The organism is Mycoplasmoides pirum ATCC 25960 (genome assembly GCF_000685905.1).
In the GTDB taxonomy this organism is placed as follows: domain Bacteria; phylum Bacillota_I; class Bacilli_A; order Mycoplasmatales; family Mycoplasmoidaceae; genus Mycoplasmoides; species Mycoplasmoides pirum.
The window spans coordinates 198499-219280 of the sequence record NZ_JMKZ01000002.1 but is presented as its reverse complement, the minus strand read 5'-3'; the positions used below and the strand labels follow the sequence as shown (position 1 = coordinate 219280).

Annotated in this window: 15 protein-coding genes; 11 read left to right on the top strand and 4 right to left on the bottom strand. The window is 21.7% G+C overall.

Annotation, left to right across the window (positions count from 1 at the left end; genetic code table 4):
• Nucleotides 1-86: 86 nt before the first annotated feature.
• Both T397_RS0103605 and T397_RS0103600 read right to left on the bottom strand, forming a co-directional pair.
• Nucleotides 87-548 (bottom strand): glycosyltransferase, encoded by a 462-nt coding sequence (locus T397_RS0103605; RefSeq protein ID WP_244874357.1) that lies wholly within the window; start codon nucleotides 546-548, stop codon nucleotides 87-89.
• Between the two features lie 31 nt (nucleotides 549-579).
• Nucleotides 580-1185 (bottom strand): glycosyltransferase, encoded by a 606-nt coding sequence (locus T397_RS0103600; protein WP_027124267.1) that lies wholly within the window; start codon nucleotides 1183-1185, stop codon nucleotides 580-582.
• Between the two features lie 80 nt (nucleotides 1186-1265).
• On the opposite strand from T397_RS0103600, the gene T397_RS0103595 reads away from it, so the two are divergent.
• On the top strand, nucleotides 1266-2417 hold the full coding sequence (locus tag T397_RS0103595; RefSeq protein WP_027124266.1) for a glycosyltransferase: 1152 nt from the start codon (nucleotides 1266-1268) through the stop codon (nucleotides 2415-2417).
• Between the two features lie 9 nt (nucleotides 2418-2426).
• Here the strand turns inward: T397_RS0103595 and T397_RS0103590 are convergent, their stop codons facing one another.
• Complete coding sequence (locus T397_RS0103590; protein ID WP_027124265.1) at nucleotides 2427-3455, bottom strand: glycosyltransferase family A protein; 1029 nt, start codon at nucleotides 3453-3455, stop codon at nucleotides 2427-2429.
• A 78-nt stretch (nucleotides 3456-3533) separates the two neighbouring features.
• Here T397_RS0103590 and T397_RS0103585 point away from each other — a divergent pair, with 78 nt between their 5' ends.
• Nucleotides 3534-4667 (top strand): glycosyltransferase family 4 protein, encoded by a 1134-nt coding sequence (locus T397_RS0103585; protein ID WP_027124264.1) that lies wholly within the window; start codon nucleotides 3534-3536, stop codon nucleotides 4665-4667.
• Between the two features lies 1 nt (nucleotide 4668).
• Here the strand turns inward: T397_RS0103585 and T397_RS0103580 are convergent, their stop codons facing one another.
• Nucleotides 4669-5730 (bottom strand): glycosyltransferase family 2 protein, encoded by a 1062-nt coding sequence (locus T397_RS0103580; protein ID WP_162150125.1) that lies wholly within the window; start codon nucleotides 5728-5730, stop codon nucleotides 4669-4671.
• 180 nt (nucleotides 5731-5910) lie between these two features.
• On the opposite strand from T397_RS0103580, the gene T397_RS0103575 reads away from it, so the two are divergent.
• The 9 genes from T397_RS0103575 to T397_RS0103535 all read left to right on the top strand — a co-directional run bounded on the left by T397_RS0103575 (nucleotide 5911) and on the right by T397_RS0103535 (nucleotide 20736).
• On the top strand, nucleotides 5911-7659 hold the full coding sequence (locus T397_RS0103575) for a hypothetical protein (RefSeq protein WP_027124262.1): 1749 nt from the start codon (nucleotides 5911-5913) through the stop codon (nucleotides 7657-7659).
• 94 nt (nucleotides 7660-7753) lie between these two features.
• The gene (locus tag T397_RS0103570) at nucleotides 7754-8596 is read left to right on the top strand and encodes a DUF5378 family protein (RefSeq protein ID WP_027124261.1); all 843 of its coding nucleotides are present in this window, start codon (nucleotides 7754-7756) and stop codon (nucleotides 8594-8596) included.
• A 162-nt stretch (nucleotides 8597-8758) separates the two neighbouring features.
• Nucleotides 8759-10342 carry an IgG-blocking protein M gene (locus T397_RS0103565; RefSeq protein ID WP_027124260.1) on the top strand — a complete coding sequence of 528 codons (1584 nt, stop codon included), beginning with the start codon at nucleotides 8759-8761 and terminating at the stop codon, nucleotides 10340-10342.
• Nucleotides 10343-10517: 175 nt separating this feature from the next.
• A complete protein-coding gene (rpsO, locus tag T397_RS0103560; protein WP_027124259.1) occupies nucleotides 10518-10787 on the top strand; it encodes a 30S ribosomal protein S15 in 270 nt (89 codons plus the stop codon).
• A 77-nt stretch (nucleotides 10788-10864) separates the two neighbouring features.
• On the top strand, nucleotides 10865-12649 hold the full coding sequence (locus T397_RS0103555) for a ribonuclease J (RefSeq protein ID WP_052663121.1): 1785 nt from the start codon (nucleotides 10865-10867) through the stop codon (nucleotides 12647-12649).
• Nucleotides 12650-12681: 32 nt separating this feature from the next.
• Nucleotides 12682-14691, top strand: a complete 2010-nt coding sequence (locus T397_RS0103550; RefSeq protein ID WP_027124257.1) for an FtsK/SpoIIIE domain-containing protein — start codon at nucleotides 12682-12684, stop codon at nucleotides 14689-14691.
• Between the two features lie 8 nt (nucleotides 14692-14699).
• Nucleotides 14700-17279 (top strand): hypothetical protein, encoded by a 2580-nt coding sequence (locus T397_RS0103545; RefSeq protein WP_027124256.1) that lies wholly within the window; start codon nucleotides 14700-14702, stop codon nucleotides 17277-17279.
• 15 nt (nucleotides 17280-17294) lie between these two features.
• Entirely contained in the window at nucleotides 17295-20177 is a 2883-nt protein-coding gene (gene uvrA / locus T397_RS0103540; protein WP_027124255.1) for an excinuclease ABC subunit UvrA, read from the top strand.
• Nucleotides 20164-20736 (top strand): NUDIX domain-containing protein, encoded by a 573-nt coding sequence (locus T397_RS0103535; RefSeq protein ID WP_027124254.1) that lies wholly within the window; start codon nucleotides 20164-20166, stop codon nucleotides 20734-20736. The genes uvrA and T397_RS0103535 overlap by 14 nt, the downstream gene beginning before the upstream one ends.
• Nucleotides 20737-20782 lie beyond the last annotated feature (46 nt).

Sequence of the window (20782 nt, the reverse complement as noted above, 5' to 3'; positions counted from 1 at the left end):
CTGATCTATGTTTGTATTGTAATAAGGAATAATTACTGAAAAAATATTACGTTTCATTTTTTAAATAGTTTTTAATGTTTTGTAAGTTAATTTATTAATAATTTTAATCATTTTTTCTCGAAAATTTCAAAACTTAAATTTTCCTTAGCAAATGAAATGCAATTGTTAGATAATTTTTTATATTGAGTTTCATCTAAATTTAAAATTGTGTAAATTTTATCTATTCATTCTTCGGGATTGAAATTGTTAATAATCGCTCCTCTTTCATCATTTATTAAATAACTTGCGTTCAAGTATGTATTAGAAATAATGCAAGGTACACCATTCGATAAAGCTTCAACAATAACTAGTGGGAACCCTTCGTATTTAGATGGTAATAATAAAATTTTAGCTGATTTTAAAATATTTGAAATTTCTGAATTGTTTATTTTTCCGTGCAATAATATGTTTTTATTGTTTTCTAATAAATATCTATCAGGTCCATCACCATATACATCTATCTTAATTTCTATATTTTTTAATCTTGCTATATTTGTTATTTCATTTAAAAAATTAATGTTTTTTTGGTTATTGTCTAATCTACCAATAAAAACAACTCTCTCTCTCTCTCTCTTCTAAATCACTAAAATTGGATAAATTATTTAAAGAGGTGGATATAGGAACAACATTTATTTTTTCTTTTACAATTTTGTTACTTTTTAAAAAAAATTTGTCAATTTTATTAAAAACAACAATATTAGGATATGAAAAATTATTTTTTAAATTAAAAATTTTTTTTAATCAAAATTTAAACTTGTTTTTTTCTGATAAATAAAACGGTCAATCAGAATGTTGAATTCATATATACTTAACGTTTTTCTTAAATTTTAAAACAGGAAAAATAAAATTATTTTGGATGACTACATCAATTTTATTTTGTTTAATGATTTTGTTTATATATTTATTTAATTTTAGTGTGTAAAGAAAATTATTAATTAATTTATTTTTAAAATTTATTTTATTAAAAATTTTATTTTTTATAAGTACATAATTTTTTTTTGTTATTTTTGAATCAAAATTATTTTCCGAGAATTCAAATACTTTAAAATTATTTTTAATTAATATATTGATTAGTTCTTTACAATATGTTTCAATTCCGCCAATTTTAGTGTGATTTCTTTTATTAATAATTAAAATATTTTTCATTTTTTTCTCTCTTTAAGTTTTAAATTTAAAATTTAATAGTTTATTATTTTTTACAATATGATTATAAAAACTTGTTTATCATGAAAAAAATATTAATAATAACTCACAACAATAGTAACAACATTGGTGGCATCGAAACATACACTAAAAATTTAATAAATATTTTTACCAAAAATAATTATTTTGTTTACGAAATAAATGTATATTCTGAAAAAAAAAATTTATTTTGTAGCAGCAATGGTAATTATGAATTTGTTCACACAAAATATTTTGAAAATTTAAATTTAAAAAAAGATTTAAATAATAAAAAAACTAGAAATTTATTTAAAAGATTTTTTATTTTTTTTAAATTATATTTATGTGAAATTAAAAATGCTTTTTTTATAAAAAAATTTATTCGATTACATAATATAGATATTGTTATAAACAATAATTTTTCAACACCAATTTGATTTAATAAATTTAGCAAATATATTTGAATTCAACATTTTGATTCTCAAGTTTATCTACTTTCTTTTTGAAATAAGATTTTAAGAAAATTTTTATTTATTAATAACCCTTTAAAATATCCAAATATTGTATTTTTTACCAAAAAGGATTTTGATTATTTTTTATCAAAAAAAATGATAAATAATAAAAAAACAAATTCTTTTTATATATCACCTTCAATTCCACGTGACAAAAATTTAAATTTTAAAAATTTTAATAACAAAACTCAAATAACATACATAGGTCGTTTAGAAAATAAACAAAAAAATATAAATTTTTTAAACGAAATTGTTTATTTATCTTTAAAAAAAGAAAAAAAAATTAATATTGATGTTTATGGTTCAGGTGAAGATGAATATTTAATAACAAAAAATAATTACATAAATTATCATGGTTATTTTAAAAATGATGAAATTGAAAAAATTTTAGACGAAACCAAAATTTTATTATTACCTTCAAATTTTGAAGGGTTTCCATTAGTTATTGTTGAAGCTTTATCAAATGGCGTGCCTTGCATTATTTCTAATACATACTTGAACGCAAGTTATTTAATAAATGATGAAAGAGGAGCGATTATTAACAATTTCAATCCCGAAGAATGAATAGATAAAATTTACACAATTTTAAATTTAGATGAAACTCAATATAAAAAATTATCTAACAGTTGCATTTCATTTGCTAAGGAAAATTTAAGTTTTGAAGTTTTTGAAAATAAATGATTAAATTTACTTAAAAATATTTAAAAACTAAATTTAATTTTTAAAGAGTTTGTAAATTTTTGGAAAAATAAAATCTATTCAAGGTATATACAAACACATTCAAACTATAAATTTTCTTAAAATACCGTAAATTTTGTATTTCTTAATAAATTTTTTCATTTCTTTAATTGAAGGGTGAGGAATATTGTTGTTATCACAAGACATTAATAATTTTCTATATCCTATTGTTGAAGCTCCTAATTCTATATAAATGGAAGTTCAATATTCATAACATTGTTTAGAAGTATAAATATTGTAATCAAATGATGTAAATCATTTTGTATACGAATCAATTTTTTGTATAGGATTTAGTTTTGAAGATTTATTGGATATTGAACCGGGACTATATTTTCTATATATGTAAAAAGGCTCATTAGTTACTAAACCTATTTTTTCTTTGCTTATTAAATATGAATTAAAATAAAAATCATCATATGGCAATCTTAAAGATTGTCAAAAATTAATATCATCTAATATTTTTTTCTTATAAGCATATCTCCAAACCGTAACTGGCGAGTAAGGTTTTAAATTATCATTAAAATATCAATTCATATCAAAATTTTTAATATAAGTTTTAATAGTCTTTTTTTTAATTTTGATATTTTTAATTTCTGATGTATAAACACAAGATCCATCTATACAAATTAATTCTATAGTTTTGTTATTTTTAAAATAATCATTTAATTTGTAAATTGCATTACTATCATATATTCAATCATCAGGATCCACAAATAAAATTACATCGCCTGTAGAATTATAAAAACCTGTTTTTCTAGCTAAAACAGGACCTTTATTTTCTTGATTTATTAATTTAATTATTTCTTTTTTATTAGTATTAGAATTTATTTTTTTAATTAAATTATATATTTGTTCACTATATTTATCGTCACTACCATCATTAACAACAATAATTTCTTTTAACAAACTTAAATCTTGGCAAATCAAAGATTCTAAACAAAATTTAGTTTGTTCTATATTTGTATTGTAATATGGAATAATAATTGAAAAATTATAATTATGCATAGTTAAAATTATATATTTTGGTATTAACTAATTTTAATATAATGAATATTGTTTATTTGCACTAAATCTATAAATTTTATGAGTAAAAAAATTTTAATTTTAAATTCTAAGCCGCATTTTAATCATGGAGGAATAGAAACGTATTCTACTCATTTAATAAATTTTTTTCTTGAAAAAAAATATAAAGTTTTTGAAATTAGCCAATTGCCAGAAAAAAATTTTTTAGAAGATTTTGATGAAAATTTTTATTTTATTTATCATGATTTTTATAATAAATCAAAATTAAATAAAAAAAAATATTCGTATTTTTTAACTTATTTTAAATTATTTTGAATAAGTGTAAAAGTAAATAAATTGGCAAAAAAAATCATTAAAAAATACAACATTGATGTGGTTATAGATAATAATTTTGCAACATATATAACTTTTGTAAAAAATGTAAAGTATATTTGAGTGCAACATTATGATTGAAATATAATAAGAGGAAAGAAAATAATTTCATTTTTGAGAAAAATTTTATTTGTTAAAAATAGATTGTTATATCCAAACATAGTTGTTTATTCTTCTTTTGATAAAGAGTTTTTAATTAAATATAAACTTATTAATCAAACAAAAACTAATATTTTTGATATTTTTCCTGGTTTTTTTCTCGACAACAAAAAAAATCAAAATATAGATTTATCATCAAAAACACAAGTGGCATATCTTGGTAGATTGGATGACAAACAAAAAAACATTAATTTTTTAAAAAAAATTGTTGATAAAGCTGAATTGAAAAAAATAAATATGAAGATAGATGTTTATGGGGAAGGGCCTGATAGATATTTATTAGAAAACAACAAGAACATAATTTTACATGGTTCTTATGATCGTAATAATATTGAATCTATTTTTAGAAAAATTAAAATTTTGTTATTGCCTTCAACATATGAAGGTTTAGGTTTGGTTGTGGTAGAAGCATTGATTAATGGCACACCTTGTATAATTTCAAATAGTTATTTAAATGCAGGATATTTGATAAATGATTCTAGAGGGAAATTATTAAACAAGCATGATAATGAAGATATTTGAATTGAAGAAATAGGTAAATTTTTAAATTTATCAGAAAATGAATATTTTTATTTTTTTAACAATTGTATAAATTTTTCAAAAAATAATTTAAATTTTGAAAAATTTAAAAATAATTGAATTGATTTAATAGATTCAATTTAATTTATTTGTATTTCTTTTTTAAAAAAAAGTTTAACATTTTAGGTAAAACAAAATCAAAAATTAAAATGTTTTTGCAAAATCCTAAATAAATTTTTTTCCAAAATATTTTTTTAATTAAACAATTTTTGTATTGTTTATAAAATAAATTAATATCTTTAAATGTTGGCACAATTAAATTATTTTTTTTGGCAAAATTAATTACTTTTCTAAACCCAAAATTTCATACTGTTTTTTCTATATATAAATAAACTCAAAATAATTTTGCACTGTTTGAAGTGTATATATTAAATTCTGGATTAGTTACATATCATTTTGAAAGTATTTCTATAATTTGTCTTAAATTATTTTTTTTAAGATTAGTAGTTATAGATTCTAAGTTATTTACTCTATAACAGTAGAAAACATCATTTGTTTCTAATATTGGTATGTTCATAGTAGATAAACAACCCATGAAATAAAAATCTTCATGAGGCAAATTTAAACTATATCAAATAAATTCAAATTTTAAGATGTTCCTTCTAAAAGCATATCTTCATGTTGAAATGATTTTAGACGTATGATTTTTTAATAAATAATCAGGTGTTAATATTGTTTCGTTTGAGTGTTTATTTACTTTATTAATATTTATATATTGTGTATTATTCACTTCTATATAGTCAAATGCAATAATTTCTATATTTCTTTTGTCTTTAAAATATTTATTTAATTTAAAAATTCATTTTGTATCGCAAATTCAATCATCGGAATCTACAAATAAAATTACATCCCCAATTGAAGAATTGTAACCAATTTTTCTTGCATTGGCAGGTCCAAAATTATTTGATTGATTAATTATTTTTATAAGAGTGTTTTCTACATATTTGTGTGTTGTTAGAATAATAGAATTTAATTCTTCAACCAAACGTTTAATTTGTTTTTCGTGTTCATAATCACTTCCATCATTAACAACGATTATTTCTTTTAATAAATTTAGATCTTGACATATTAAAGATTCTAAACAAAATTTGGTTTGATTTATGTTTGTGTTGCAATAAGGAATTATTATAGAAAATTTTAAATCCATTGTTATTGTTTTCATTTGTATTAAAATGTTTTTTTTCATTTTACAAAAAATTTAAAATAACAATCAAATTGATTTCATTAATCTTATTTATTATGTTAATATTCATAAAATGTAAAAATAACTTGAAATTTTACTATTAATTAAATTTTAAACATTTAGGCAAAAAACAATAAGGCTAATATGGTTTGATTTTTATCTTTCGCATTATTTATAACACCAATATTAGTTAAATTTTTTGATAATTTTAGTGGAAAATTGTTTTCAAAACCATTAAAACCAATATATGTTTTTTTAATAATTTTAAATTTTGCTATAACCTTTCTTGTATCAGCAAATTTGGCAATTTTTATGTTTTTTGTAATTTGAATTTACGGGATAACAATATCTATTTTTATTTTTTATATTTTTAGATTTTGAAAATCTTGAAAAAATGTAAAAATTACATATAATGATTTTTACAAAAAAATAAATGTTTTTTTCGCTTTAAAACAAACAATAAAGGAAATATCATCTTTATTATTTTTTACAATAATTTTCATATTAATAACTTTATTTAGTTCAGAAAAATTTGGGGACACTGGTGCATATATTAATTTATCCAATAATTTTAAAAATGGTATTTTTTCTTTTGATAGAAATGACGATAAATTAGGAAATATTTTTAGTTGAAATTCTGTCTTTGGACCATATCAATATTCAGGAGTTTATTATGCATATTCAGCATGAAGTATTTATGGCAATGTTATCCCTTATTACACATTTTTATCACCATTGATATATTGAATATTACTTTCTTGATCATTAAATGAAACAATATTATTTTTTTTCAAAAAACAATTAGGTTGATACTTTGTAATATCAATATTTACATATATATTTTCGCTATTTTTAATATTATTTAATTTTTATTGAATTTCAGCCTCAAATAATAGTCATTTTGAAATATTACTAATTCTTTTAATTTATGAAATTTTGGTTTCTTTTAGGAAAAAAATAAACATTTCTAATTTGTTTTATCCTTTAATATCACTATCATTTTTTTCTATCACAGGTTATTTATTTTATTTGCCTATAGGATTAGCAATTTTATTCATTTCTTTATATCGTTTAGATATCAAATGCTTTTTTCAAAATTTAATATTTTTATTTTTTGTAATTTTTTTATACATTTCTATGTTGAAATTTATATGATTAGGTTTTATTTTGAGCATATTGCTATTTTTATTGTTTTATTATTTATCATTTAAGTATTGATATAAAATTGAATTATTTTTAATTAATATTTTGTCTTTTTTTAAAATATATAAAATGTACGATTTTTATAATTTAAAAAGAAAAAATTCTATTTTAAATAAAAAAAGTTACTGATTTACTTTAATAATAAAAGCACTATTTTTAATTTCTTTTCTTTTGTTTGGTTTATATATAGCATTAGATAATAGTAAATATTACAATTTGTCATCTTTAAGAATTGCTTTATTGATTCTTTCTACAATCTGATTATTTTTTTGTAATAAAAAATTTAAAGATAACAATAATTGAATAAATATGGGACTATTCATATATGTTTTATGATTTATTTCAGAATTGATAGCTAAATTAAGTTCTATTTTTATAAATAATCCTTCAATTTGAAGATTTTTATATTTGAGCGGTAATTTTTGAATGACATTTATTCCTTATATTTATTTCAGTATGATTACTTTATTTATTTTACTGAAAGTTAAATATGTTAATTTGAAATTAATAGGAAAAATAAATTTGAAATCATTAAGTATTTCTATAATGATATTGTTAAATATTTCAATTTTAATAATATGTTTGTATTTAAGAATTCAAAATAATATTAATTTTAATATTTCTAATATCTATGATCTTGTTCACTTCTTTTCTTTAAATGTAAATCAAAATATTTTTAAATGAAATTAAATTGTTTTTAAATCAAAATGTTTTATTTGTTAATATAAGAAATATTAAATTTTATCACTTGGTATATCACAAATATATAAACAAAATTATTAGCATGCAATTAGGAACAATTTTATTAATATTAACAATTATTACAGGATTAGTTATTATTTTAGTTAGTCCATTTATGAAAAAAATATCTAAAAATTATTATTTATGATTGTTTTTAGGATTATTTGTGTTTTTATATGTTTTTTTTGGAAGACAAATACAATATTTGATGCCTACTTATACAAATGTAATTAGTAGTGAAAGTTTAATGCTAAGTAGATTGCTTTTATTAGATTTATGTCCATTTTATGCTATTTTTGGTTCTCTAAGTTTATTGCTTAAAAATAAAACAACTGCAAAAATTATGGCACCTTTTGGTTTATTTGGAGCAATGGTTACTATTTTTGGCCAAATTATCCATGAAGCTAATGATGTTTTAATTAATAATTATTGAAATTATATTTTTGTTGGCATTAATCCAAATCAACTATATTTCATGATGCATTATTTATCTTTTGCTTTAAGTTTAATGATTATTTGTTGAATGCGAAATTGAAATATAAAAATCTTAGGATATATGCATATTTTTGCTCTTGCTTATTTTGGATATGTTTTGATAATAGTTAGTGTATGTCCACAAATTACATCTAATACAACAGGAATTTTAGAAAATGATTGAATTAATGGCGGCGAATATGTTGGTGTAGGAATTTTTTTAGGCATTTCTACATATCCCTTAGTCATGTTTGTAGGATATTTGTTGTCATATATATCTATTGTTTTAATATATTTTATTAGATTCTTAATTGAAAAAGTTTTTATTAAATTAAATAAAAAATATGATTTTGTTGTAATTAAAAATAAATTTTTATCCAAATTTAAAATAAAAAACATTTCTAACAGTTAATATTTATATTTTAAATTAATGTAGATTTTTAATATTTTTTTGTTTTAAATTCCATATATATTTATATATATATGGATAAAATTTTTTAAGCAAAATAGATAAGTACTAGGAATTAAAAGTTTATAATGTTTAGAAATAAAGAAATTGATTTAGGAGGATATTATGACTAAAAATAAAAAAGTCTCTAAAAAATTTCTTTCTTTGTTATTGGGTGGATTAGTATTATCTGCAACAGCTGCTATAGCAATTGCAGTTCCATTAATTACAACATCTAATAACAAATCGTTATCTATAGGTGAATCTGGTGGCTCTTTTGTTAATGGTGGAATTGCAAATAATGGTCAACAAACTACTTTGTTAGGTAGAACTAACAATTTAAAGTTTAGTGCAGTTAAAAGTACAGATTCAATTTTAATTGGTAAATCAAAAACAACAAATGTTGTAAATGAAGATAATAGATACAATGAAATTGTTAAGCAAAAAACTGTTGATGGTCGAGAAGTTGATGTAAAAGTAAGTAAATCTTATAACAACAATCGTAAATATATGCCAATTTTAGCTTACAATGATGAGGGTGAACGTAATTATTATGGTTTTACTCAATCTCGTTCAGCTAATGATGTAAGATCTAGAAATTTTCCAGGTTGACAAAAGACTAATGTAAATTTGAGTGCTAAATTATATGATAACAGTTCATATGCTCAAGCAATTTCAAATGTCTACATGATTAAATTTCAAGCTTCTGAAGTATTAAAAAATTCATTATCTAAAGATAATAATTTAGTTGATACTTCTATTAATGCTTTAAATATAAGTTTTAATAGCTTTGTTAAAAAATATGGAGATAATGCTCAATCATTATTTGAAAGAATAATTAAAGAAAATAATATCTCTTATTTAATTATTACTGATGTATTTGATGATAATATTAAAAACAATTTTTTCGATTTGTCAAAATATGATCAAATTAAGAAATTAGATATTAGTGGCAGATTTACTTCAATTGATGAAATTAAATTCCCAACTAACTTATTAGAATTAAGTATTTCAAGTGAATCTGAAATTATTTCTGTGGATCCGTTACAAATTCCAATGAATGCTGCAATGATTCATGAACAAGGTTTTGGTGTTACATTTACAAATATTAATTTATCTAAACACAAAAATTTATCAACTGAAGATTTCCAAAAAGCCATTGATATAGTTTATATTCAAAGAATTAGAGAACGTGCTTTCCAAGGTAATTTCTCTGGTGGATATATCTTTAGTTGAAATTTACGTGGCACAGGAATTACCACATTAAACAATGTAACTGTTCCAAAACTTGATGATGGAACTGGTAGGTTTTATATTGCTCGTGTAGAAATTGAAACAGATGCTGGTATGATAGGTCCAAATGGTGAAATCAATGTGGTTGTTCCAGATGGAAATAAACCTTCAAATGACTCTCAAGTTACTGAATGATATGATTGAAACCAAGAAGGTTTAATGGGTGTTAAAACAGTTATTGTTAGTTCAATATCTGGAGCAAAATTGGATTTTGATACTCTAGTAAATGAAATTTTAGGTTTCACTAGAAAATATCCTAATGTAGAAATTTTTGATATTAGTTCTATTCAATTAAGTGATACTACTAAATCTTTAGATGATGTAGCTACTGCAGTTAAAAATAAATTAACTAATCCTTTTGGTGAAACTAAAGAAATTGGTTTCATAACTCATTTGGCTGTACACCCAATTAATTAATTTTTAAAACAATTAAATTTAAAAATACATTAATTTTTTTTAAAAGCAAAACTTGCACAAAGTTTTGCTTTTTTTTGTTGTTAATTTTTGAAAATTATTTATTATAATAGTAATATGTATTCAAACATATTAATTATCTAATGATTTATATCCAAAGATTTCGATAGGAGGAGTCATGGCTTTAGAAAAAAATAAAAAAGCCGAAATTATTAATAGTTATAAAACTAATGACAATGATGTTGGTAGTGTTTTTGTTCAAATTGCTGTATTAACAGAAGAAATAAAACTACTAACTGATCATTTGTTGAATAACAAAAAAGATTTTATTTCAAAGCGTGGCTTATACCGAAAAGTTTCAAAAAGAAAAAGATTGTTATCTTATTTGCAACGTCGTGATTTAGATGCTTATCGTAATCTAATTAAAAAGTTAGATTTAAGACATTAGTTTTCATATTTTGATATATACAAAGTTAAATGTACAACTTGTTTATTTAAAGTTGTGCTTTTAGAGGTAATAAAAAAGTGAATAATAACACTAATAATCACCGTCGCCCTAATCATCGTTTTCATAATAAAAATCATAATTCACAACATTTTAATAATAATGGAAAATCAAGAATTAATTTTTTTGCTTTAGGCGGTCAAGATGAACGTGGTAAAAATTGTTATGTATTAGAAATTAACGATAATATATTTATTATTAATTTTGGTGCTTTAATTCCAACAACATCTTTATTGGGTGTAAAACAATTAATTCCAGATTTTAGTTGATTAATTAAAAACAAAAATCGTATTAAAGGTTTGTTTATAGGATATCCTACACAAGATAATTTAGGTTCTTTAGAATACTTGCTAAAAGATATAGGACCTATTCCTATTTATACTAGTGTTATTGGGAAATCATTAATTGAAACTATAGCAGAGAAAAAAATTCAAAACATTTCAATAAAATCTCTAAAAATTATAGTTTTGGACAATCTAAAACCAATTAATATTTCTGGACAAAAAGTTATTCCTTTTCGTGTTTCAAGTTCAATGCCTTCTTCACTTGGTTTTGCTTTTCATACTCCCAATGGTTATGTTTTATACATTGATGATTTTGTTTTATCAAGTGATAAAAATTTGGCTTTTGAAGGAAATTTAAATGATATTTCATCTATTGTTGGTAATAATGTATTAGCTTTAGCTGTGGGTATAGGTTATGTAAATAAGAATTCAGGTTTTACATCACCAAAGCATAAGTCAAAAGAAATTTTAGACCAAATTATTAATAATGCAAATCCCGATGGTAGAATTTTTGTTTCTTGTTATGATTCAAATGCTTATACTATTTTAACTGTTGCCCAATTGGCTAAACAAAAATCTAGACCATTAATTATTTATTCTCATACTTTTATTAATATTTTTTCAACAATTGTTAGAAACAAGATATTTAACAATCGTAATTTAGTTACTTTGCCAATATCTGAAATTGATAAAACAAATAATGCGCTTATTTGCATTGCCTCTAATCCCCATCGTTTATATTCAAGATTAAGTAAAATAGCAAACGGTGAAGATGAAAAAATTCATTTTAATGACAAAGATACTTTTGTATTGATAACCCCAAGAGTAGCTGGTTATGAAGGTGTTGAAGCTAAAATTTTAGATGATATTGCAAGAAATGATGTTGATTACATAAAATTAACAAATGATGTTTTACCAATGCAAGCTTCAAATGAAGATCATAAATATTTATTGAATTTATTAAAACCAAAATATGTTATGCCCATAAGTGGTTTGTATAAAGATTTTGTTAATTATGCAACAATTGCTAAACATGTTGGTTTTACAAGTGAACAAATCAAAATTTTATATAATGGTGAAGTACTAAAATTTGTTGATGGTACACTTCAAAAAGATATTTCTGAAATATCCTTAGAATCTCGTTATGTTGATTCTTCTGGAATTCAAGATATTGATGCAAGCATATTATTTGAACGCGAACAAATGGCCGAAAATGGTGTAGCTATTGTTTTGGTTTTTTATGATCAAAAAAATCATAAGTTTAAACCTACAATAAAATGTGAACTTTATGGAATTTCAGATGAAGAAGATAAATTGAATGTTATTAAAACTAAAATTGATGAACAAGTAAATAATTTATTTAAAAATTTACAAGATGTTAAAACAAATCAAAAAGAAAAAAATATTTCAGTTAGCGAAATGCGGGATTTTAAATTAATTTTGAAAAAAACAGTAACAAAAATTTTTGAAAAAAATCTTGATAAAAGACCAATTGTATTGCCAACAGTTATTGATTTATAATATTAGTTAAATATTTATTAAGGTGTTAACTAATGCAAGTTGAAAATAATAATCAAAGCTTAAAAAATAAATTAAATATTGAATGATTAACAACTTTAGAAACAAATAAAAATATTAAAAATTTAGTTTGTCGTTTAATTATTGGTATTTTAATTATTATTGTTTCAATTTTGTCTTTTCTAAGAATTCCATATTTTGGGGAATTTCTTGATGGTGTTATATTTGATTTGTTTTTGTTTGGAACAGCTAAATACTTTGCATATGTTTTATTAATATCAATAGGAATTTTTTTATTAATTTATAAAAAAAAATTTTGACGTTTGTTTGCAAACAAAAGATTTATTCTTTTCTTTTTCTTATTAATGTCAATTTTTTCTTTAGTATTTGGAATTGTTAATTTTTTTCAAACATGAAATTCATCAATGACTATTGATCAGTTTTTTAATTTATATTTTGATAAATGAATTGCTAATGTTTGAATTAAAGGAAACTGATTTTGAGAAACGCCCATTTTTATAAATGGTGGTTTGTGATGAACAATATTTTTTTCACTAAATTCAGCAATACCTTCTTTAATATTATTTGTAATTTTGGCAATATTGATCATTTTTTTAATTTTAATTATATGCGTTAAATTAAAGGTTAAAAAAATTGAAAATCTTCGTAAGAAATGTATCATTTGACTAGGTGGCTTTTACAATAAAAACAAATTAGATGATTTCTCAAAAACAGATATTCAGCCAAATAAAAATTTAACAGAAACTAATATTAAATCAGATGATTACAATTTAACGTTTAAAAAATTTTATAAAAATGAAATAATTATTCCTAATAAGATTTCTGGTCCAATAGATAACACTATGTCATATAATACAGTTTCTAGTACACAACCTTTTAGTGTTAAATTATTATCTAAAAAATCTTTTAGTTTTTACGATGAAATTCTTGGAAAATCTGAAAATAATTTTGAAAAAAATTATGAATTTGCAAAAACAGCTATGCTTAATTTAGCAGATTTATTTTTGAAATTATCAATACCTGCAAAACCAATAAAATATCATGTAAAACCAAGTTTTATTGTTTTAGAATGACAATTAGAAAACCAAGATGATATTAATACTTTAGCTAAACACAAAATTACAATTCAAAAATCAATAAATGTTAATAAATTAGATGTTTATTTAAAAAATGAAAACGAGTTAGATTTTCAATTTCCAACACCGTTCGTAAATAAAATTCATTTTGTGGATGTTTGCAAAGATATTGACACTTATGATAAAAAATTAGAGTGTGCTATTGGAGTTGATGAATCAAATAAAAATTTATTAATTAGTTTATATAAGTATCACACTATTTTAATTTTAGGTTCTGTTGGTTCGGGCAAAGGAATGCTATTATCAAATTTAGTGCTTTCTTTGATTACAAATTATTCTACAACAGATTTGATGCTATCAATAATAGATACAAAATCAAGTCATTTATCAAAATTTGAAAATGAACCGCATTTAATGTCTTCTATTCCTAATAATGTAAATGATGCTTTTATATTATTTGATAAAATTTTATATGAATTAAAATATCGAATTAAGTTAATTAAAGATAATAATGTTGAGAGTATTAGTGAATACAATGAATTGAATACATCTAATAAATTGATTAAACCTTTAGTCATTGTATTAAATGATATTCAAGATCTTGCTAATGAAAACAAAGAATATTTATTTAAATTTATTAATACTTTAAACAATCATGCAAAAACTTTAAATTGTTATTTGATTATAGCTTCAGATGATATTAATGAAGATATTCTAAATATAAAATTTAGTTTAGGATTTGGTTTTAAATTATTATCAGATTCAGAAAAAAATATTCCACTATACAAAAATTACTTATCTAAAATGTATGGAAATGGAGATTTTGTAATGTTTGATAACAATCCACCACATTCTATAATAAATAGAGGTTTAACTTGTTACATAAATTCTACAGAATTATCCAAAATATTAGATAGTCTTAAGAGGAATAATAGTCAACCTATTTAGTTTGAATAATGTTAAATTTTGAAAATATTTTTTTATTACCTAAAGAAAACACAATTTGTGAATTACATCATTTATCTTTTGCTATATGAAAAATAGCAAAAAATTATGATGAATCATTGGTGAATAGCACCTTGTATCTAAAATTTAGTAGTTATTCAAGAAAATATATTGATAACCCTACGTCCAAAATTACTTGAACATATATATCAAAAAATTTATGAGAAAAATCAGAACGGTTTTATGGAGCTATAAATTTTAATAATTTTTGGATTTATAGTAATAAGATTACAAATCATAATAAAAAATTTTTTAATTATATCCGTGTTATAGATGATACATATTTTTTAAAATTTAAAAATCGAGATAACCACTTAATTTTAAAAGATTTAAATAATTCTTCACTTAAATATGTTAAAAAACATCAAAGTGAATTTATAAGTAAAATTTCTCGTCCCACTTTTTTTCAAAAAATAAATATTATCAATTCTCTTGTAAATGAAGTATCTAATTATTCAAATAAATGAATTAAACTTTTTTTAAAAGAGTTTAAATCTTTGAATTCAAAGATTTTTAATAATAAAGAAGTCAATGAAAAATATTTAAATTCTTTATTTAATGAAATTAATGATTTTCAAAATTCTCCTTTAGTATCAAATGATAATTTATCAAAATTTTGAATTAATATTTCTAAGGTTATTGAAAGTAAATTTCAATCTCCCATTAAAACTAATGAATATTTTCTAATGGATGAATTAAATTTTGTTAAATCTAATATAACTGCAACTAAATATGATATAAAAAACGGTTACAAAAATTTTCATTTATATAATTTTTTAAAAAAAATTTTAAAAATTAAAATTGAAAATAAAAAAAACAATTTTAAAAAAATCAATTTATCAAAAAAAATAATTAGAAATTGAAGAAAAGGGTTATTAATTGATTTAATTTATTTATATTTTAAATGTTTTTTTACATTAAAAAATAAATCTATAAATGCTTTTTATAAATTAAATAAATATAAAACAATTGATTTATTAGCTTTTTCAAAAAGATTACAAAAATTAATATATCTAAATTGTGAAGAAACAAGTAATGCAATTTCAGAAATTAAGAAATTAATTTCAAATTATTATGATCGAATTAGTAATGATTTAAAAATGGATGAACTATCTAATAAAGATCCATATTCACATAATATTTATTCAAAACTTTGAATTAAAAATAAAAAACATGTTTTTTATCAATCAATAAATATTCATTCATTAATATTAAATTTGTATTTACAAAATTCTAAAAAACATGCCATGATGATCCAAAATCAAGCATATTTAGATTATCAAGTTCAAAAAAATAAAAGCTATTTAAAACATTGTAAAATATTTAACAATAAAAATTTTGAATTTGTTAGATTTGAAAATAGTATTTTTTTTAAACAAGGATTATCTTTAATATATAAAGAATATGTAAATTTGTTAAAACATTTCATTCATCAATATTCTTTTATACAAGGAAAAACAAAATCAAGAAATAATTTCTTTTTTGTTAAAGCTCAAATTTTTGGTTTTAGTAATTTATTAAAAGATTTTAGAGATTTAGGTAATTTTTTACATAATTCTGAATGAAAAAACAGCTTATATTCATGAGCTTTATCATTAAATTTATTAATTGTTAAATATTTTAACCATTACAAAAATAGAATTTTTGATTTTTTTCAAAATGAAAAAGAACAGTTAGTTGATTTTGCACTATATGAAAAAGATTATTTAATCAAATTGAATAGATGGTTATTGCAAAATAAATTAGATTCAGAATTACATAATTTTTGTCAATTATTAAAAAAACATTTTGAAATTTCTACAAATACATATGAAAAATATGCTTGAAATGAAAATTTTAAAAATTTAAATAAAGAAGAATTAAATAAAAAATTAAATTTATTAAAATCTAGTAAAAGAAGAATTAACAAAAATATTAACATTTATAAACATAATTATAAATACAATTGAAGAGCTAAATATGTTGAACAATTAATAACAATAAATAATGGTAGAAAATTGTTAAATCAATTTGAAAAAGTAGGTAAAAATTTAATTAAAAAAATTAATATAGTAAATTTTGCAGCTAAAAAACAAAAATTAAAAAACAATGATTATTTAGATTCTAATAGCATTTATAAATTAATAATTTCAAATCTTCACATATTAAATATGTGTTATCGTTTAATTAATTCATTAAAATATCAAAAAATTTTGTGCACTAATTATCAAGCAAAAAAAATTTTATATAAATATTATGCTACAAAGCAATTAAATTCAATGCTTAAATCTTTTGAAATGAAATTTTTAATTACTTACGGAGATTACAAAAAAATAGACAATTTAGATTTTTTCAAATTATACTTGATTAAAGAGTTTTTGTATGATCCTAATTTAGTTATTATTTCAAATATAACAACAAACAATTTACATGAATATAATACAATAAAAGGATTATTGTTGAAGCAGCAAAATAAACAAAAATTTGCATTAATTTTTTTAGATAACGAATCAAAATTATCAAAAGATTTAGCTATGCAAAGATTGATATAAATTTAAGAACTATTTATGAAAAAAAATTTAAAAAATGACTATATTGTTGTTCGTGGAGCTAGAGAAAATAATTTAAAAAATATTGATATAGATATTCCAAAAAACAAATTTGTTGTAATTACAGGTTTATCAGGTTCAGGTAAATCTTCTTTAGCTTTTGACACTATTTATGCAGAAGGCCAAAGACGCTATTTAGAATCTCTTTCTTCTTATGCTAGAATGTTTTTAGGTGGAAATGAAAAACCAGATGTAGATTCAATTGATGGTTTATCTCCTTCTATTTCTATAGATCAAAAATCCACTTCTCACAATCCTCGTTCAACTGTGGGAACTGTTACTGAAATATATGATTATTTAAGAGTATTATGAGCACGTTTAGGCAAACCATATTGTCCTAATGGACATGGTTTAATTAAAATCCAAACTATCAAACAAATTCTAGATAAAATATTTAGTTTACCAGCAGAAACTAAATTGCAAATTTTAGCGCCAATTATTAAAGAACAAAAAGGCACTTTCAAAAATGAATTTGAGAAATTAAAACAAAAAGGTTTTTTAAGAGTTTATGTAGATAAAAATATTTATTCTTTAGATGAATCTATTACTCTTGATAAAAATATTAAGCATTCAATTGATGTAATTGTTGATAGAATTGTTTTAAATTATGATAATCAAACTAAAAATCGGTTAACTGATTCGATTGAAATAGCTTTAAATTTAAGTCAAGGTCAATTAAATGTTTTATATGATGACAAAATAGAATATTTTAATCAAAATCATTTATGCGATAAATGTGGTTTTAGCATGCCTGAATTAGAACCAAGATTATTTTCATTTAATTCACCAATAGGTGCATGTAACTATTGTAAAGGTTTAGGTTTTACTTATGAACCAGATCCAGAACGTTTAATGCCTGACCCATCATTATCAATTGCAGACGGCGGCATTGACTTTTTTAAAAATACTGTAAATACAACTTCATTAGATTGACAAGTTTTTCGTGAAATGTTGAAATTCTACGATATTCCTATTAATAAACCAATTTCTTCATTAACTAATAAACAAATTAAATATATTTTAAATGGGTCTGATGAACCTATTGCAATTAGAACTGTTTCATCATCAGGCAATATTCGTGAAAAATTTGAACATGTGGAAGGAATAGCTGAATTAATCAAAAGACGTCACTTAGAAACAAGTAATGAATTAGCGCGTGAATATTATTCAAAATATTTGTCAGAAACAATTTGCAAAACTTGCAAAGGCAAAAGATTATCTAATGAAGCTTTATGTGTAAAAATCAACAAAATAGATATTATTGAATTTACAAGTTTTTCAATTGGTCAAGCAATTAATTTTTTATTAAATTTAAATTTTACTGATGAAGAAATGCGAATTGCTAAATTAGCTTTAAAAGATATTATCGATCGTCTTTCATTTTTGCAAAATGTTGGATTAGAATATTTATCTTTATCTAGAAGTGCATCAACTTTATCAGGTGGTGAAAGTCAACGAATTAGATTAGCCACTCAAATTGGTTCTAAACTAACAGGAGTTTTGTATGTTTTAGATGAACCATCAATAGGTTTACATCAAAAAGATAATGATCGTTTGCTAGACACATTGAAAACTATGCGTGATTTAGGAAATACTTTAATTGTTGTTGAACATGATGAAGATACAATGATGGCAGCAGATTATTTAATTGATATTGGTCCTGGTGCTGGTGTTCATGGTGGGAAAGTTATGGCACAAGGAACGCCTGAAGAAGTTTGCAAAAATAAAAATTCTATTACGGGTTTATATTTAAGTGGAAAAGAATACATTCCTATACCCAAAAAAACAAGATCATCTACAAATAACAAAATAACAATAAAGGGCGCAAAAGGTAATAATTTAAAAAATATAGATGTTGTTTTTCCTTTAAATAAATTTATAGCTGTAACAGGTGTTTCAGGTAGCGGAAAATCAACTTTAGTTAATCAAACTTTAGTTAAAGGAATTGAAAAGCAAGTTTTTAAAAAATTTGTAAATCCCGCTCCATTTGAACTTATTAAAGGGGCACATGTAATAGATAAATTAATTGTTGTGTCACAAGATCCAATTGGTAGAACTCCACGTTCTAACCCCGCAACTTATATTTCTGTTTTTGATGATATTAGAGATGTTTTTGCAATGTTACCTGAAGCAAAAGCGCGCGGATATGATCGTAGTCGTTTTTCATTTAATGTTAAAGGTGGTAGATGTGAACGTTGTTCAGGAGATGGATTAATTAAAATTGAAATGCATTTTTTACCTGATGTATATGTGAAATGTGAAGAATGTCAAGGAAAAAAATACAATGAAGCTACTCTTGATATCAAATACAAAGGTAAATCAATTTATGATGTTTTAAAAATGACTGTAATTGAGGCATTAGAGTTTTTTAAAAATTATCCAAATATTCATCGTAAATTACAATTAATGTATGATGTTGGCTTAGATTATATTGAATTGGGTGCTAATGCAGTTTCACTTTCTGGCGGCGAAGCTCAACGTATTAAACTAGCTAAATATTTACAAAGAAAATCTAATGGAAAAACATTATATGTGTTAGATGAACCAACTACTGGATTGCATTCACATGATATTAAAAAATTGATAAATGTTTTAAATAGAATTGTTGATAACGGAGATACAGTTATTGTTATAGAACATAATTTAGATTTAATTCAAGTGGCTGATCATATTATAGATTTAGGTCCAGATGGCGGCGATCAAGGTGGACAAATTATTGTTCAAGGTTCACCAAAAGAAATAATAGCTTCCAAATCTAGCAATTCATATACAGCAAAATATTTAAAAAAACATTTACAACGTTACGAAGAAAGATTAAACAAAAATAATGTCAAAAAATAATAAATCTAAACTTTTGTTGCATACTCCTTATTTAGATTTATACAAAAGTCATTCGAATTTTTATTATGCTCAACGCAAAGGTGTAAATAGTATTGCTGTATTGTGTTTTAGAAAAAATTCAATTAAAAAACAATTAACTGAATTTTTAGTACATTTTCAAATTATGCCACAAATTGCTGAAAAAAAACATGAATACGATATGTATGCTTGTCCAATCACAGGATCTTTTGAAAATAATGAAAATCCAATAACATGTGCAATTAGAGAAGTTTATGAAGAAGGCGGCATTTTGTTATCTAAAAAGAATTTAATTGCTTCAAGTAAAATGGTTGCAACCACGCAAATGAATGAACAAATTTATCATATGATTTTTGATGTTACTGGATTAAAACAGGTTGAACCATTAACAGATGGTTCTTATTTTGAAAGTTTAGCTGAAAACAAATGAATGAATGAAAAAGAACTTGAAAAAATTATATTTAATGAAAATACAATCAAATTAAATTCTTTATCAACATGTTATTTTTTGTGAAGAAAATGTTATTCTAAAAAGTATTAAATAAATATTAATTTATGAAATGCTATAATTTTTTAACATTAAATCT